We start from the raw sequence: 15,237 nt of genomic DNA on the forward strand, positions 1-15,237 counted from the left end.
AAAAACGGGGGTCAGTCCCAACTCGGAATCAGTTTTTTGTTTATTGGGTTCTCTCGATTCGGACCGCTTCCTCAAGCATTTGCACATTGTTTTGGTAGAGTTGGCGAACGAGAACCCGTCTTACTGCAAGGCTGGCACTGAAATAATCATCATCTTTCACCATGCCTTTAACCGTAAATTCGACGCCGCGATTGATTTTATTCAATGCGGTGATGCCGTGGATTTGAAATGGTTCTGTCGGATTGCCGAATTCATCCCGCTTCAATGAATCACGAAGCTCTTCGTTCAGCATGTCACATGCCTCTTCCAACACGCTGTACACGCGGTCCGGATCTTCTTTAAAGCTGATAAGAAAGGATTCGGTAATCCGCATAAAATCAATATTATAGTTCTCTATTTGTCTGACCTCGCCGTTGCTGATGGTGAGCAGCTTCCCGCTCCATTCCCGGATTTGCAGCGAGCGGAGGCCGATTTCCTCCACTGTTCCGTTGAACAAGTTGTTGACGGTGACATAATCGCCTTTGTGCAGCTGGCGTTCATATATTAAGAACACACCAGCCAGCACATCTTTGATCAGCGATTGGGCGCCAAAACCGATCACGATACCTGCTACGCCCGCCCCGGCCAATATCTTGCCGAAATCATGCACAAATAAAGAAATAACGTAAAAGATAAAACCAATTGTCGCCGTATACTGGGTGACAGAACGGACAAGGCTTTCAATCGTTTTTTCCTTTTTTTCTTCAATAAAATCCGTCCGTTTAAAAAATAGCTGTACCAGCCGGTTGATGATAAAGACACCGATCCAAAGGATAACGGCAACGAGGAGAATATCGACGATTTTATTTTGAAAAATCTCCGTAAGTGTTTCTTTCATCCGCATCTAACTCCTGGCTTGACGTTTTGTGAAGTCTGTATCCTGATAATAACTGTTTTTGACAAGAACATTCGGTCCGAGGCACCGGACATTCGGGCAGTGGCAACTTAGTTCCTTCGCAAGCTTGGTCTCTCTCCACTTTTCATAAGCGGAAGGGAGGCTGTCCGTCTGAATGTTGCCAAGCGGCGGGGTATCACCGAAATCGGTCACGATAATGTTTCCGTCGAAAATGTTCACATTCAGGCGGGATCGGCCGTCAGGGTCATTTCGCACTGTGACGTTTTTCGCCGCGCGAAGCCGGCGAAGCAGCTTTTGGTCGTCTTCGTCCGGACTGCAGGCATAAAACGGCAGCGTTCCGAACAGCATCCACGTATTTTCATCACGAATATCCAGCAAGCGGTGAATGGCCTTTCTCATCTCTTTCAGGCTGAGGGATTCAAGAGCGCTTGCGAAATCGCTTGGATACATTGGGTGTACCTCGTGACGCTGACATTTCATATCTTCTGTGATTTGGCGGTGAATATGCTCAATATGCGGAAGAGTTCGTTTGTTCAGCATCGTTTCCGCAGATACCATTACTCCGGCATCCACGAGCGTGCGGCTGTTTTCGATCATTTTTTCAAAATAGCGCGCGCGCTGTTCGAAGGTCGGTTTTCTGTCCATCATGGCAAAGCCGATTTCAGCAAAATCTTCAACTGTACCCCAGTTATGAGAAATATGTAGCACATCGAGATACGGAATGATCCATTCGTACCGCTCGATGTCGAGGGTCAGATTTGAATTAATTTGTGTCCGCACACCCCGTTCATGGGCATATTTCAATAAAGGAACAACATATTCTTTTACTGATTTCAACGAAAGCATCGGCTCTCCGCCTGTGATGCTGATGGATCTGAGGCGCGGGATTTCCTCCAGCCGTTTTAACAGAAGATCTATTGGCAGAGCATTCGGGTCTTTAGGCTGCAATGTATAGCCTACAGCACAATGCTCGCATCTCATATTGCACAGTGTCGTCGTTGTGAATTCAACGTTTGTCAGCTGCATGTCTCCGTATTGGTCAACATCCATATAGGCTTCCCAAGGGTCAAACTCGGGCGTAATCGGACGCAGCTTCGTGTTTTGTGTCATGACTATCTAACTCCTTTATAAATGGGCATACTAACGCTGCCAACAGTTAATTTTAGACCTGATTTGCCAAGATCGCAAGTAGCGCGGCGATTGAAAAACGGCAAAAAATGAGCTACCATAATAAAAAATGAATGGAGGAACAGAATGGGGAACGCCGTAAACAATAAAGATCAGCAGATTGATTATTTAAAGAACAGACTTGACATGTTTATGAACGTCATCGATTCATTAGACCCTGAAGCAACCGACGTTGAAGATATAGACAGGCTTATCAGCATGCTTGATGACCTGGAAGCCAAATACGAACGTTTTAAAAAAGATTGGGAATAAAACCGCGCGCCCGCCGCGGTTTTTTTATTGGCATAAAGCAACAGTATAAAACAAAGCCCCTATCTGTAAAATAAGAAAAAATGCAGAAGGAGCGCTGGCCATGAAGTGGATGTGTTCAATATGCTGCGCCGCCGTATTGCTTGCCGGAGGTGCAGCACAGGCGGAAGCGGTGCCGAATGAGCCGATTAATTGGGGCTTTAAACGAAGTGTCAATCATCAGCCGCCAGATGCCGGGAAGCAGCTGAACAGTTTGATTGAAAAATATGACGCGTTTTATTTAGGGAATACAAAGGAAAAAACGATTTACTTAACGTTTGATAACGGATATGAAAATGGCTATACGCCAAAAGTGCTTGATGTCTTAAAAAAACATCGCGTAACAGGAACGTTTTTTGTCACCGGGCATTTCGTAAAGGACCAGCCTCAGCTGATCAAACGTATGTCAGATGAGGGCCATATTATCGGCAACCATTCCTTTCACCATCCGGATTTAACGACAAAAACAGCTGATCAGATTCAGGATGAACTTGATTCAGTCAACGAAGAGGTTTTTAAAATTACGGGAAAGCAGGACAACCTGTATTTGCGTCCGCCGCGCGGCGTGTTCAGTGAGTACGTACTGAAAGAAACGAAACGCCTCGGCTATCAAACCGTTTTCTGGTCGGTCGCTTTTGTTGATTGGAAAATCAACAACCAAAAGGGGAAGAAATATGCCTACGATCATATGATCAAGCAGGCGCACCCGGGCGCCATTTACCTGCTTCACACCGTATCGAGGAACAATGCAGAAGCGCTGGATGACGCGATTACAGATCTGAAAAAACAGGGCTACACATTTAAAAGCATTGATGATCTGATGTTTGAGAAAGAAATGAGGCTGCCGTCTTTGTAAAGAGAAAAACCTCTCCTTAAGGGACTGACCCCATAAGATGAGACAAATAAAAACACCTTCAAGTTTGAATACGGATGATTGTTATCCGAAATTAGACTTGGAGGTGTTTTTTCTATGGGGACAAGAGTGAGTTATCCGGTTGAAGTGAAACAGAAGGCTGTAGAAATGAGATTGGCAGGCGTACCTATGAAAGAGATCATGCAGGAGTTGAATATCAAAAATAATACGCAGATTAAGACATGGGTCAGATGGTATAAGGCTGGTGATACACATCGATTTGAACAGCCTGTTGGTAAGCAATACACTTATGGAAAAGGTCCGGAGTATTCTTCCGAATTAGAGAAACTGCAGGCAGAGAATCGATATCTGAGACAACAGAATGAAGTGTTAAAAAAGTACAACGAATTGGAAAGGAAGTTGATAGCCAAACGTCAGTCGAACTTGTAGAAGAATTGCACAGCACAATGACCGTGCAGGATATCTGTATTCATTTAGGTATCTCTCGCTCGTCTTATTATCGTTGGAAGAAGAATCTGAAGAAAGATCATCCCAAGCGCCATTTAGAAAAACAAATCGGCACGTTGTGCCGAGAGCACCAGTATCGATATGGATATCGAAAAATCACAGCTATATTAAAAAAGAGAATGTGTATTAACCATAAAACGGTTCAGCGTATTATGCAGAAAAATCAGTGGCAGTGCCGGGTTAAGGTGAAAAAGCGCAAGAAGAATGGGCAGCCATATGCCGTGGTCGACAATATATTAGATAGGAACTTTCAGTCTGATCATCCTCTTGAAAAACTAGTAACAGACATCACGTATTTGCCTTATGGACAGAAACAATTGTACCTTTCCAGTATATTGGATGTATATAATGGAGAAGTGATTGCTTTTACGATTGGAGATAAGCAGGACACAGACTTTGTCTTACACACACTTGATCAACTGCCAACACTGCCTGAGAACTGCGTGTTACATAGTGACCAAGGATCTGTGTATACATCTTACGAGTATCAGAAAGCTGTTAAAACAAAAGGCATTACCATGAGCATGTCCCGCAAAGGGACACCCGCTGATAATGCCTCCATCGAATCGTTTCATTCCTCACTAAAGTCTGAAACGTTCTATCTTAACAGCATTGATCGAACCACGACCGCCATCGTAGAACGCACTGTCATAGAATACATTCATTATTATAACAATATTCGTATTCAAACGAAACTAAACAACCAATCACCGATAAATTATCGGCAATTGGCTGTTTAAAAGGTGTTTTGATCCCTGTCTCAAAAACGGGGGTCAGTCCCTTAAACGGAGAGGCTTTTCTTTATTTTATACATTTAATCAGTGCGGCCCAGTCCAGATCTCCGAAGCCCTGTTCAATCCCGCTTTCAAAATGGCTCTTGGCCAGCTCGGCAAGAGGAAGATTTGCAGAAACCCGTTTTGCGGCGGCGAGTGCCAGGTTGGTATCCTTCAGCCCTAAAGACATTTTGAAGCCGGCCGGCTCAAATTTCTGCTCGGCCATAATGGTTCCGTAATTTTGATAGACTGGAGAACCAAAGAGCGCGCTGGCGATTTCTAAAAATTGTTTTTGTTCTAAGCCGTATTTCTCCATCATTAAGAAGGATTCAGATAACGCCTCCAGCATAGACACGAGTAAGAAATTGATGCTGATTTTCGCTGCATTTGCTATCTTGCTTTCTTCGCCGACGTCAAATACCTGCTGGCTGAGGCTGTCGAGCAGAGGCTTGGCGGTTTGCTTCGCTTCCGCCGGTCCTGCTGTTATGATGCGAAGCGCGGCTTTGGCTGCGGCATCCGGTCTGCCAAGGACGGGAGCGGCGAGAAAGGATTGTCCTTTCTCTGCATGAGCCGCTGCGAGCTTTTCTGAGAACTCAACACTGATTGTGCTCATCGAGATGTGAATGCCGTTCTCTGCTAATCCTTCAAGCAGCCCGTCTTCTCCGAATGTCACGGTGCTGACAGAATCATCATCTGCAAGCATTGTGATGACAATATCAGCGGACTTTGCCGCCAGCCGCGGCGTATCAGCTGCCTGTGCGCCTGCTGTGACAAGGTCTTCTGTCTTTTGTTTCGTCCGGTTATAGACAGTCAATTCGTAGCCTGCTTGAAGAACATTTCGGGCAATGGGCTGTCCCATATTGCCGAGTCCGATGACAGCAATTTTCAATCTGATCACTCCCTGAATATTTTTTCCATTATAAACAATATGAACAGAATATGCATAGCGATCGGCTTACAACAAAAAAGAACAGCTGCTCGCTGTCCTCATTTAAAAATATTGAACCATCCTTTATGTCTAAACCAAATCAGCATTCCAATCACAAGCGCGGTCATCAGGCCAAGTACAGCGAAATATCCGTATTTCCAATGCAGTTCCGGCATAAAGTCGAAGTTCATACCGTATACACCGGCAATAAAGGTGAGCGGGATGAAAATGGTTGATACGATCGTCAGTGTCATCATAATCGCATTCATCCGGTTTGAGTTTAGCGTCACGTAGCTGTCACGCAAGTCGGACGTCATGTCACGGTTGGATTCCACAATTTCAGACAACTTTAACAAATGATCATATATGTCGCTGAAATAGGCTTTCGTCTCCCGCTGCTCTTTCACATGGTCAAGGCTTAAAATCCGGTAGAGCAAATCACGCATCGGGATAATCGTCCGTCTTAAATGCAATAGGTCTGTTCTGAGATCAAACACCTCGTTCATCAGCGTTCCATACGTTTTGTGGGGACGGCTTTCTTCAATTTCATTCAGCCGGTCTTCAATTTTATACACGAGAGGAAAATATTCATCAACAAGCTGATCCATGATCATATAAGAAATATGCCCGGGCCCTTTTTTCAATATGTCCGGTGAAGCATACAAACGCTCCCGGACTTTAGCGATACCGGGCGTTTCGTGTAAATGAAAGGTGACGACAAATTTTTCGCCTTGAAAGATATCGACTTCCTCCGTCTCAAGTGTTTCCTTATTCAGCGCATGAATCACGTAAAAACGATAGCCGTCATAATGGTCAAGCTTCGGCCGCTGCATATGCTGGAAGCAATCCTCAATGGCAAGCGGGTGAAAATGAAAAAAATCTCTCAATAACGCCGTTTCCGTATCCTCCGGGCCGTAAAAATCAACCCAGTACCATGCAATATCAGGCTGTTCCACTCGTTCGATTGGTATATTTTTCAGCAGCTGATGCTCTGTTGTGATTGCGGTAATGTTGATCATAAACAACCCTCCACCTGCCATTATATCATGCGGTCTTTATGAGAAAAGTATACGGTACTCTCTGCCTGTTCCAGCGGCATGTTATACTGAACAAAAACGGAAAAAGGGTGGATCACATGTGGAAGGAAAAAGTATCTGTCACGCCGCCGTATCATTTTGACCGCGTATTGGACAGGCTGTCTTTAGACCCCCTCAATGCTGTCGATCGAGAGGCGAGAGAAGTCCGCGTGCCGATCAGAAATCATGCGGGAGACGTATGTATTGTAAAAGTACAGGCGTTAGGCTATGCTGACGAGCCTGAGTTCCTCGTCAGCGGGGAAACGGATCAGGATGAGATGATGAAGGAAATCAAGCGGATTTTTCAATGGGAACATCATTTGCAGCACGTTCTGGATCATTTCTCAAAAACGAGTCTGTCCGCCATTTTTGAAGAGCATGCCGGGACGCCGCTTGTTCTGGACTACAGCGTGTACAACTGCATGATGAAATGCATTATCCACCAGCAGCTTAATCTTTCCTTCGCTTACACGCTAACAGAACGATTTGTTCATGCGTTTGGCGAGCAGAAGGATGGCGTGTGGTGCTATCCAAAGCCGGAAACGATTGCGGAACTCGATTATCAGGATCTGCGTGATCTGCAATTCAGCATGAGAAAAGCGGAATACACCATTGATACATCAAGGATGATCGCAGAAGGCACACTCAGCTTGTCAGAGCTGCCGCATATGGCAGATGAAGACATTATGAAGAAATTGATCAAAATCAGGGGTATCGGCCCGTGGACCGTGCAAAATATCCTCATGTTCGGACTTGGCCGTCCCAATTTATTCCCGCTTGCCGATATCGGCCTCCAGAATGCCATCAAACGCCACTTTCAGCTGGACGATAAGCCGGCAAAGGATGTCATGCTGGCGATGAGCAAGGAGTGGGAGCCTTATTTAAGCTATGCGTCTTTATATTTGTGGAGGAGTATAGAATAATTCATCTGACAATGAAGGAAATCCTGCAAACGTGTTATACTAGAAAGATGTGAAAAAACCATTTCACTTTCTGCCATCTGCAGAAAGCTTTATATAGAAACGGAGAGAACAACGTGAACCAACAAAAGAAACAGGCGCCCGTCGAACTGAAGGTCGGACAAACTTTTCCGCTGACGATTAAGCGTCTCGGCATTAACGGAGAAGGTGTCGGCTATTTTAAGAAAAAAGTCGTCTTCGTGCCCGGTGCGCTTCCTGGCGAAGAAGTTGTTGTGCAGGCCACAAAGGTCCAGCCGAAGTTTTCGGAGGGCCGCATTAAGAAAATCCGCAAGGCATCTGAGCACCGGGTGGCACCGCCTTGCCCTGTTTATGAACAATGCGGCGGCTGTCAGCTTCAGCACCTTGCATACAGCCAGCAGCTTCGGGAAAAACGCGATATCGTCATTCAGTCTCTTGAACGCCATACGAAGTTTAAAGTTGAAAACATAGAAATCAAAGAAACGATTGGCATGGACAACCCGTGGAATTACCGCAATAAAAGCCAATTCCAGATCGGGCGCTCGCAAAGCGGCAGCATCATCGCCGGCTTATACGGCCTTGATTCTCATGACATCGTGCCGATTAAAGACTGTATCGTTCAGCATCCGGCAACGAACAAAACAACAGGCATCGTCCGCCGCATTTTAGAGGACTTCAATGTGTCTGTTTATAATGAAAGAAAACGAAAAGGCGACGTTCGCACGATCGTGACGAGAGTCGGCTTTGAAACAGGCGAAGTGCAGGTCGTGCTTGTAACCGCAAAAGAAACGCTTCCGCACAAGGAAGAAATCGTCAAAGCGATTCAAAAGCGATTGCCAGAGGTCAAATCCATTATTCAGAATGTAAACGGGGCGAAAACCTCAGTGATTTTTGGTGAGAAAACAAAACAGCTCGCCGGAAAAACAGTGATTCAAGAAGTGCTCGGCGACGTATCTTTTGAATTGAGCGCCCGCGCTTTCTTCCAGCTCAATCCGGAACAGACCGTCAAGCTGTATGATGAAGTGAAAAAAGCGGCGCAGCTGACCGGAAAAGAAAAAGTCGTTGATGCGTATTGCGGCGTCGGCACTATCGGCATGTGGGTGGCGGACGGAGCGAAGGAAGTCCGCGGCATGGACGTCATCAAGGAATCAATTGACGATGCTAAGAAAAACGCCAAAAAACACGGCATGGCAAATGCCACATACGTAACAGGAACAGCCGAGCACTGGCTCCCGAAATGGACGAAAGAAGGCTTCCGCCCGGACGTCGTCATCGTAGACCCGCCAAGAACGGGCTGTGACAGCACGTTCCTGGACACGATCAAACAAGTCAAACCGAAACGCTTCGTCTACGTTTCCTGCAATCCATCCACGCTTGCGAAGGATTTGCAGACGCTGTCGAAGGACTATCGCGTGGACTATATTCAGCCTGTCGATATGTTTCCGCAGACGGCGCATGTTGAAGCAGTGGCGAGACTTGTATTGAAATCGTCTAACTAAAAAGAACATTTCCCAGTCATAAAATAGTTTTCCTAATAAGACCTGGATTTCGGTAAAATAAACAATTCCGATTTCCGGGTCTTTTTCGTGCGCAGCCCTTGTCCTAACTGTCTTTCCCCAATTTTATCTTCCTTCTTTTCTCGGAGATCTTTATTTTAACTGGCGAAAAGAATTGAAAAAACGTGTTGAAAAGCGGGTGAAAAAAAGCGTTATTTAACCGGAAAAATTTCCTTCAAGTATGATTAAAATACATGAGAAGAATGATGTGAAATCATAGATATATTTTTCATAATTTGTAAAATTATATATTGACTTGCAGTTATTACGTGTGAAATATTGATGATAGGAATATAAGGAAAGGTATGGCGTATATCATTTCAAGAGTCATTCGATGTAAAAAGTTGAAACATTGTAATAAACGAAAGAGGTGAAAATGATGGCCAACCCCATTTTAAAATGAATAACGTATTAGCATTACAACAATTAAATAATAGTGCCGAGACGATAACAACTATTACAGTAATACCTACAATGGTTATATCCTTGCGACAATCATGCTTCATAATATAATGATTTTAGATTGACACTTGGCTAAAAAGTATTGCAGAGAAGGAAATGGATAATTAAATGGATAAAGTATATAAAAAACGACCGTTATATAAAAGAAGTTGGTTTCAAACATTTTTGGCATTTTTAGTATCTCAGTTTTATTTTAATTTTGTAGAATTAACGGGATGGGGTCCTAAGTATAGAGAAATGAATGGATTCCCAGCAAACATAGTTGAACTAGATTTCTTTCAAACATATCTTTCATTCTATGATAATCCATGGTTTAATATTATTACTGTTTTCTTGGGAGTTTTCACTATTATACAAATAATTACAGGGATAACAAAGGATATTCGAAATTAAAGCAATAACTTCTGATGCCTTATTTACTGATGAAAGAAAATGAAGACTTTCTTAATTAATTTTATGAGTGAAGACTGCGACACATAGTCAGCAGTCTATTTTATTGGTTCTGGATCAGGATTACCGAATTATAACCCTGTACAAATATATAGTAGGTTGCCACTTGCTGCGTTGGTTATTTTCTAAATCATGAGCAAATGCCAAATGATTCAGATTGAAGTTCTTGAATTCTTTTAAATAAGGATTTATTTTCTCTTCTCATCCTCTTTACTCCATGTGATTCACAAGTGTTAGCAGCTTAAGTAGAGGTTTTTTCATTCTCTTGAGTATTCAGTTATACCACCCCCAACTCAATTTGCTTAATCGAAGTTTATCTCTTGAAATTAGTTTTTCCGCAAATATGATATTGAGATACGGATATGGTGTAGCGTTAAATATCTTATCTTCAATAACAGGGCAATTATTTTGCGTTGGTAATATGGAGAACTCATATGATATTCTATTTAGGTTGGAATCCTTTTTATCCAAAAGTTCAAAAGTAAGGCCACTAAGAAAGACGAAGGTCAGCGCAAGTTAACCACAATATAAAAAATAGGGTAGATAATCATCCCACGTGAAATGTTCAAAATTTACTATAGATTGATAAGAAATGCTTTCGCATGCGATAAGTGTAAAAAGAAGCATGGTCAGTTTTTTAATATTGAGATACAGGTCTAGCTGTATCCTCTAATGAAAGGATTTGATTTTTGTTATGACAGAAAATTTCTGGCGTGAATTGCCACGGCCATTTTTTGTACTGGCACCAATGGAAGATGTGACAGATGTTGTTTTCCGGCATGTAGTAAGTGAAGCAGGCAGACCGGATGTGTTTTTTACAGAGTTCACAAACTCAGAGAGCTATTGCCACCCGGATGGGAAGGATAGCGTGCGCGGCCGTTTGACTTTTACAGAGGATGAACAGCCAATTGTGGCCCATATATGGGGAGATAAGCCTGAAAACTTCCGTAAAATGAGTATTGGCATGGCAGAGTTAGGATTTAAAGGACTAGATATCAATATGGGCTGCCCTGTGCCTAATGTGACACAGAACGGTAAGGGAAGCGGTCTTATCCGCCGGCCGGAAGTTGCAGCAGAGTTAATACAAGCAGCAAAAGCAGGGGGATTGCCCGTAAGCGTAAAAACAAGACTTGGTTTCACGGATGTAGACGAATGGCGCGAGTGGCTGACACACGTATTGAAACAGGATATTGCCAATCTTTCTATTCATCTGCGCACAAGAGCAGAAATGAGCAAAGTAGATGCGCATTGGGAACTCATCCCGGAGATTAAGAAACTTCGTGACGAGGTGGCACCAGATACACTTTTGACGATCAATGGTGATATCCCTGACCGCCAAACTGGCTTAAAACTTGCTGAACAATACGGTGTTGATGGAATTATGATAGGGCGCGGTATTTTTACAAATCCATTTGCCTTTGAAAAGGAGCCGAAAGAGCATAGCAGCAAGGAATTGCTTGATCTCTTAAGGCTGCATCTGGATCTTCATGATAAATATTCAGCATTAGAAGCCCGTCCGTACAAGCCTCTTCCTCGCTTTTTCAAAATTTATCTCCGCGGGTTCCGAGGGGCAAGTGAATTAAGAAATCAATGCATGAACACAAAGTCAACAGATGAAGTGCGTGCATTGCTCGACGACTTTGAGAGAAAGTATCTTGATGGGATAGAGTAACTGCAGTGCTTGATTCAAAAAAGGCTAACAATAAAAAGGGATTTTTACACAATTCTTGACTAAAATAAACCTGGATTTTCGGTAAATCCGGGTCTTTTTTGTACGCAGCTTTTACTCAGCCTGTCTTTTCTCTAATTTATTGTAAGAAAATAATGGTATATTTAGTGGAGATATCTTATAAGGGGGGAGAGGAAAATGAAACGGCTATGCATCATCCCCTGCGGCAAGAAAAAAATCTGGGACGTCCAGCCTGATGCCGGGCCGGTAAGAGCAGAGGACGCTTATCTCAGCCCGTTTCATCAGGCGTGCGAGCGGTATGCAAAAACATTTTTCGATGAGTGGGTGATTTTGTCTGCGAAGCACGGGTTCCTCCGCCCTGATGATCTCGTTTCGGGAAATTACGATGTCACTTTTGGCACCGGTCATCCGGAAATCATGACAGCGGACGAGCTGAGCCGCCAATTTCACGAAAAAGGCTTTTCTGATATCGAAGAGCTAGTCATGCTTGGCGGAAAAAAATATCGAAGCGTTCTAAACGCCGTCATCGGAGAGCACCAGCATATCAGCTGGCCGCTATCATCTTACAAAGGCATAGGCTATATGCTCCAAGCGCTGAACCGGGCTGTTGAAGAAAAGCATGAACTGTAGCACGTATATGAAGAAAAGAGTGGGAACATGAAAAAACTTGTGTTTGGCTTGCTTGCCATTGCATTATTCGGATGCGGTCTATATATCTATCATGTATGGTTCGGTAATCCATTTTCGAAAAATGCTGCAGAACAGAAGCTAGTCTCTTATGTGAAACAAACCTATCCTAAGAAAGAAATCAAGATCACGAATGGGGTATATAACGCTAAAACCTCTGAATATGTATTCGAAGCAACCTCCCAATCTCATCGCTACCCAATGTGTACGAAGGGATTTCTGCATCCTAAAGTAACGTGCGATGGAATTGAAGAAGCGTATACCGAATCAGTATCAAAACATGTAAATGAAGAAGCAACGAAGGCAATCGAAGCAGATCTGAAAAAAGCGGTTCCTCGACTTATAAAAGCTGATGCTGCTTTGAGTATTGAAAACGGACAGTTCACGTTAGATACAAAATGGAACAAACAGCTGGCTGAAAAAGCGCCTATGAGCATGACGATTCAGTTAGACGCCAGCGGGTTATCAAAAACAGATGCCGCAAAGATGGCGGAAACGGTCAGAAAAACGCTAAATGAAAAGGGATATACATACTCAAACGGCACGATAGACTGTATGCAGAAGGACGGGAACGGCGGTATCGGATATGTTAAATATTCAATTGATTTTCTTTCGAAAGCAGCTATTCAGTCAAACGATGCAGAGGAACTAGGAAGTTAAAAAGATTTCCAAGGAAATAAATACGTCGATTATTGTCAAAGGCCGGGTGATATCCGGCCTTTTTTTTGCATGCTGTAAAGCGAGACAAATGAATCAGTTTGAGACAAAACGAGACACACGTCTCAAACTGTCTCCAAGGTGAAGACGAGAAGACTGATTTTACGGGCTCAAAAGACTGGCACACTTCTTGCATTTATAATGGTGAACCCTAAATAGAAGGAGGCGCACAAAATGGAATTGTTAAAACGAGAAGGCTTGTCATTAACTGAGGAAAAAGCGCTGTGGATGTACCAAAAGATGCTGGAGATCAGGGGCTTTGAAGACAAAGTGCATGAACTGTTCGCCCAGGGAGTGCTTCCCGGATTCGTTCATTTATATGCCGGTGAGGAAGCCGTGGCTGTAGGGGTGTGCGCTCATTTACATGATGGCGACAGCATTACAAGCACCCACAGGGGACATGGACATTGTATCGCCAAAGGCTGTGATCTGGACGGCATGATGGCGGAAATTTTCGGGAAAGCGACCGGATTGTGCAAAGGCAAGGGCGGTTCTATGCACATTGCGGATCTTGATAAAGGCATGTTAGGCGCAAATGGAATCGTCGGGGGCGGCTTTACGCTCGCATGCGGATCAGCACTCACGGCTAAATATAAACAGACTAAAAATGTAAGCGTTTGCTTTTTTGGAGACGGGGCAAATAACCAAGGCACCTTCCACGAAGGGCTGAATCTAGCGGCTGTATGGAACCTTCCTGTCGTGTTTGTTGCTGAAAACAACGGCTATGGTGAAGCTACCCCATTTGAGTACGCATCAGCCTGTGATTCAATCGCCGATCGGGCGGCTGCTTATAACATGCCGGGGGTTACAGTTGACGGCAAAGATATTTTAGCAGTTTACCAGGCAGCCGAGGAAGCGATAGAAAGAGCAAGAAACGGCGGCGGCCCGTCTTTGATTGAATGTATGACCTACAGAAACTACGGCCATTTCGAAGGAGATGCCCAGACCTATAAAACGAAGGATGAAAGAGTTGAGCACCTTGAAGAAAAAGATGCCATTCAAGGTTTTAAAAACTACCTTTTAAAAGAAACAGATGCTAATAAGCTGTCAGACATTGAACAGCGTGTCAGCGAATCGATTGAAAAAGCCGTCTCGTTCAGCGAAGACAGCCCATATCCAAAAGATTCGGAGCTGCTGACAGATGTGTATGTGTCATATGAAAAAGGAGGAATGTAAGAGATGGCGAGAGTCATAAGCATGTCAGACGCGATCAATGAAGCAATGAAGCTTGCGATGAGAAAAGACGAAAATGTGCTTTTGATCGGTGAGGATGTCGCCGGGGGAGCGGCGGTCGATCATTTGCAGGATGATGAAGCATGGGGCGGTGTATTAGGGATCACAAAGGGACTCGTACAGGAATTCGGGCGCACAAGAGTGCTGGACACTCCGATTTCTGAGGCGGGCTACATGGGTGCGGCTATGGCTGCGGCATCAACCGGTTTGAGACCGATTGCCGAGCTAATGTTTAACGATTTTATCGGCACGTGCTTTGATCAGGTGATCAACCAAGGGGCGAAATTCCGTTATATGTTTGGCGGAAAAGCGCAAGTGCCGATTACCGTCCGCACCACATACGGAGCAGGGTTCCGGGCCGCTGCCCAGCATTCACAAGCGCTGTATGGCCTTTTCACGAGCATCCCTGGACTGAAGACAGTTGTTCCATCCAATCCGTATGATGCCAAAGGTCTGCTGCTTGCAGCAATAGAAGATAATGATCCGGTGTTCTTCTTTGAAGACAAAACGTCCTACAACATGAAGGGCGAGGTGCCGGAAGATTATTATACAATTCCCCTCGGAAAAGCGGATATCAAACGCGAGGGCAATGATGTTACGCTCTTTGCAGTCGGCAAGCAGGTCAATACTGCGCTTGAAGCGGCTGCACAGCTTTCAGAGAGGGGCATCGAAGCCGAGGTCCTTGATCCCCGCAGTCTGTCTCCTCTGGATGAGGATGCGATTTTCACATCGTTGGAAAAAACAAACCGGCTGATCATCATTGATGAAGCCAATCCGCGATGCAGCATTGCCACGGATATTGCAGCGATTGTCGCAGACAAAGGCTTTGATTTGCTTGATGCGCCGATTAAACGGATTACAGCACCGCATACACCGGTTCCGTTTTCACCGGTGCTTGAAGATCAATATTTGCCGACACCAGATAAAATTGTCAGCGTCACGCTTGAATTGCTTGGCGAGCCGGCAATGAATTAA

At 44.4% G+C, this 15,237-nt stretch carries 15 protein-coding genes; 11 read left to right on the forward strand and 4 right to left on the reverse strand.

Annotation, left to right across the window (positions count from 1 at the left end; all coding sequences use genetic code 11):
- Positions 1-40 precede the first annotated feature (40 nt).
- Positions 41-883 carry a mechanosensitive ion channel protein MscC gene (gene mscC / locus NSQ09_RS10135; RefSeq protein WP_010886444.1) on the reverse strand — a complete coding sequence of 281 codons (843 nt, stop codon included), beginning with the start codon at positions 881-883 and terminating at the stop codon, positions 41-43.
- Positions 884-2,005 (reverse strand): radical SAM/CxCxxxxC motif protein YfkAB, encoded by a 1,122-nt coding sequence (gene yfkAB / locus NSQ09_RS10140; RefSeq protein ID WP_341031249.1) that lies wholly within the window; start codon positions 2,003-2,005, stop codon positions 884-886. It lies immediately after the preceding gene.
- A 144-nt stretch (positions 2,006-2,149) separates the two neighbouring features.
- Between yfkAB and NSQ09_RS10145 the strand changes: the two genes are divergently transcribed.
- The 3 genes from NSQ09_RS10145 (at position 2,150) to NSQ09_RS10155 (ending at position 4,492) form a co-directional block, all read left to right on the forward strand.
- The gene (locus NSQ09_RS10145) at positions 2,150-2,335 is read left to right on the forward strand and encodes an SE1561 family protein (RefSeq protein ID WP_003223132.1); all 186 of its coding nucleotides are present in this window, start codon (positions 2,150-2,152) and stop codon (positions 2,333-2,335) included.
- A gap of 100 nt (positions 2,336-2,435) precedes the next feature.
- On the forward strand, positions 2,436-3,227 hold the full coding sequence (gene pdaA / locus NSQ09_RS10150) for a delta-lactam-biosynthetic de-N-acetylase (RefSeq protein ID WP_129093301.1): 792 nt from the start codon (positions 2,436-2,438) through the stop codon (positions 3,225-3,227).
- Between the two features lie 114 nt (positions 3,228-3,341).
- Positions 3,342-4,492, forward strand: a protein-coding gene (locus NSQ09_RS10155) for an IS3 family transposase (RefSeq protein ID WP_087614160.1) whose coding sequence is annotated in 2 segments (ribosomal slippage) — positions 3,342-3,615 and positions 3,615-4,492 — 1,152 coding nt in all. Because the reading frame shifts where the segments join, the coding sequence is not laid out codon by codon here.
- A gap of 61 nt (positions 4,493-4,553) precedes the next feature.
- Here NSQ09_RS10155 and NSQ09_RS10160 read toward each other — a convergent pair.
- Complete coding sequence (locus tag NSQ09_RS10160) at positions 4,554-5,414, reverse strand: NAD(P)-dependent oxidoreductase (RefSeq protein WP_046160199.1); 861 nt, start codon at positions 5,412-5,414, stop codon at positions 4,554-4,556.
- Between the two features lie 98 nt (positions 5,415-5,512).
- Complete coding sequence (gene corA, locus NSQ09_RS10165) at positions 5,513-6,472, reverse strand: magnesium/cobalt transporter CorA (protein ID WP_042978096.1); 960 nt, start codon at positions 6,470-6,472, stop codon at positions 5,513-5,515.
- Between the two features lie 116 nt (positions 6,473-6,588).
- Here corA and NSQ09_RS10170 point away from each other — a divergent pair, with 116 nt between their 5' ends.
- The 8 genes from NSQ09_RS10170 to acoB all read left to right on the forward strand — a co-directional run bounded on the left by NSQ09_RS10170 (position 6,589) and on the right by acoB (position 15,237).
- Positions 6,589-7,452 (forward strand): DNA-3-methyladenine glycosylase family protein, encoded by an 864-nt coding sequence (locus tag NSQ09_RS10170; protein WP_095010724.1) that lies wholly within the window; start codon positions 6,589-6,591, stop codon positions 7,450-7,452.
- 113 nt (positions 7,453-7,565) lie between these two features.
- Entirely contained in the window at positions 7,566-8,966 is a 1,401-nt protein-coding gene (gene rlmD, locus NSQ09_RS10175) for a 23S rRNA (uracil(1939)-C(5))-methyltransferase RlmD (RefSeq protein WP_095843580.1), read from the forward strand.
- Between the two features lie 627 nt (positions 8,967-9,593).
- Complete coding sequence (locus NSQ09_RS10180; protein WP_129137524.1) at positions 9,594-9,878, forward strand: YfzA family protein; 285 nt, start codon at positions 9,594-9,596, stop codon at positions 9,876-9,878.
- Between the two features lie 751 nt (positions 9,879-10,629).
- Positions 10,630-11,607 (forward strand): tRNA dihydrouridine synthase, encoded by a 978-nt coding sequence (locus NSQ09_RS10185; protein WP_041339072.1) that lies wholly within the window; start codon positions 10,630-10,632, stop codon positions 11,605-11,607.
- 195 nt (positions 11,608-11,802) lie between these two features.
- The gene (locus NSQ09_RS10190; protein WP_015715510.1) at positions 11,803-12,255 is read left to right on the forward strand and encodes a DUF6884 domain-containing protein; all 453 of its coding nucleotides are present in this window, start codon (positions 11,803-11,805) and stop codon (positions 12,253-12,255) included.
- Between the two features lie 27 nt (positions 12,256-12,282).
- A complete protein-coding gene (locus NSQ09_RS10195) occupies positions 12,283-12,972 on the forward strand; it encodes a YfjL-like protein (RefSeq protein ID WP_069837369.1) in 690 nt (229 codons plus the stop codon).
- A 231-nt stretch (positions 12,973-13,203) separates the two neighbouring features.
- Positions 13,204-14,205, forward strand: a complete 1,002-nt coding sequence (acoA, locus tag NSQ09_RS10200) for an acetoin:2,6-dichlorophenolindophenol oxidoreductase subunit alpha (RefSeq protein WP_015383114.1) — start codon at positions 13,204-13,206, stop codon at positions 14,203-14,205.
- Positions 14,206-14,208: 3 nt separating this feature from the next.
- Entirely contained in the window at positions 14,209-15,237 is a 1,029-nt protein-coding gene (gene acoB, locus NSQ09_RS10205) for an acetoin:2,6-dichlorophenolindophenol oxidoreductase subunit beta (RefSeq protein ID WP_017696484.1), read from the forward strand.

Source organism: Bacillus sp. FSL W8-1202, from assembly GCF_038006165.1.
GTDB classification, from domain to species: domain Bacteria; phylum Bacillota; class Bacilli; order Bacillales; family Bacillaceae; genus Bacillus; species Bacillus subtilis.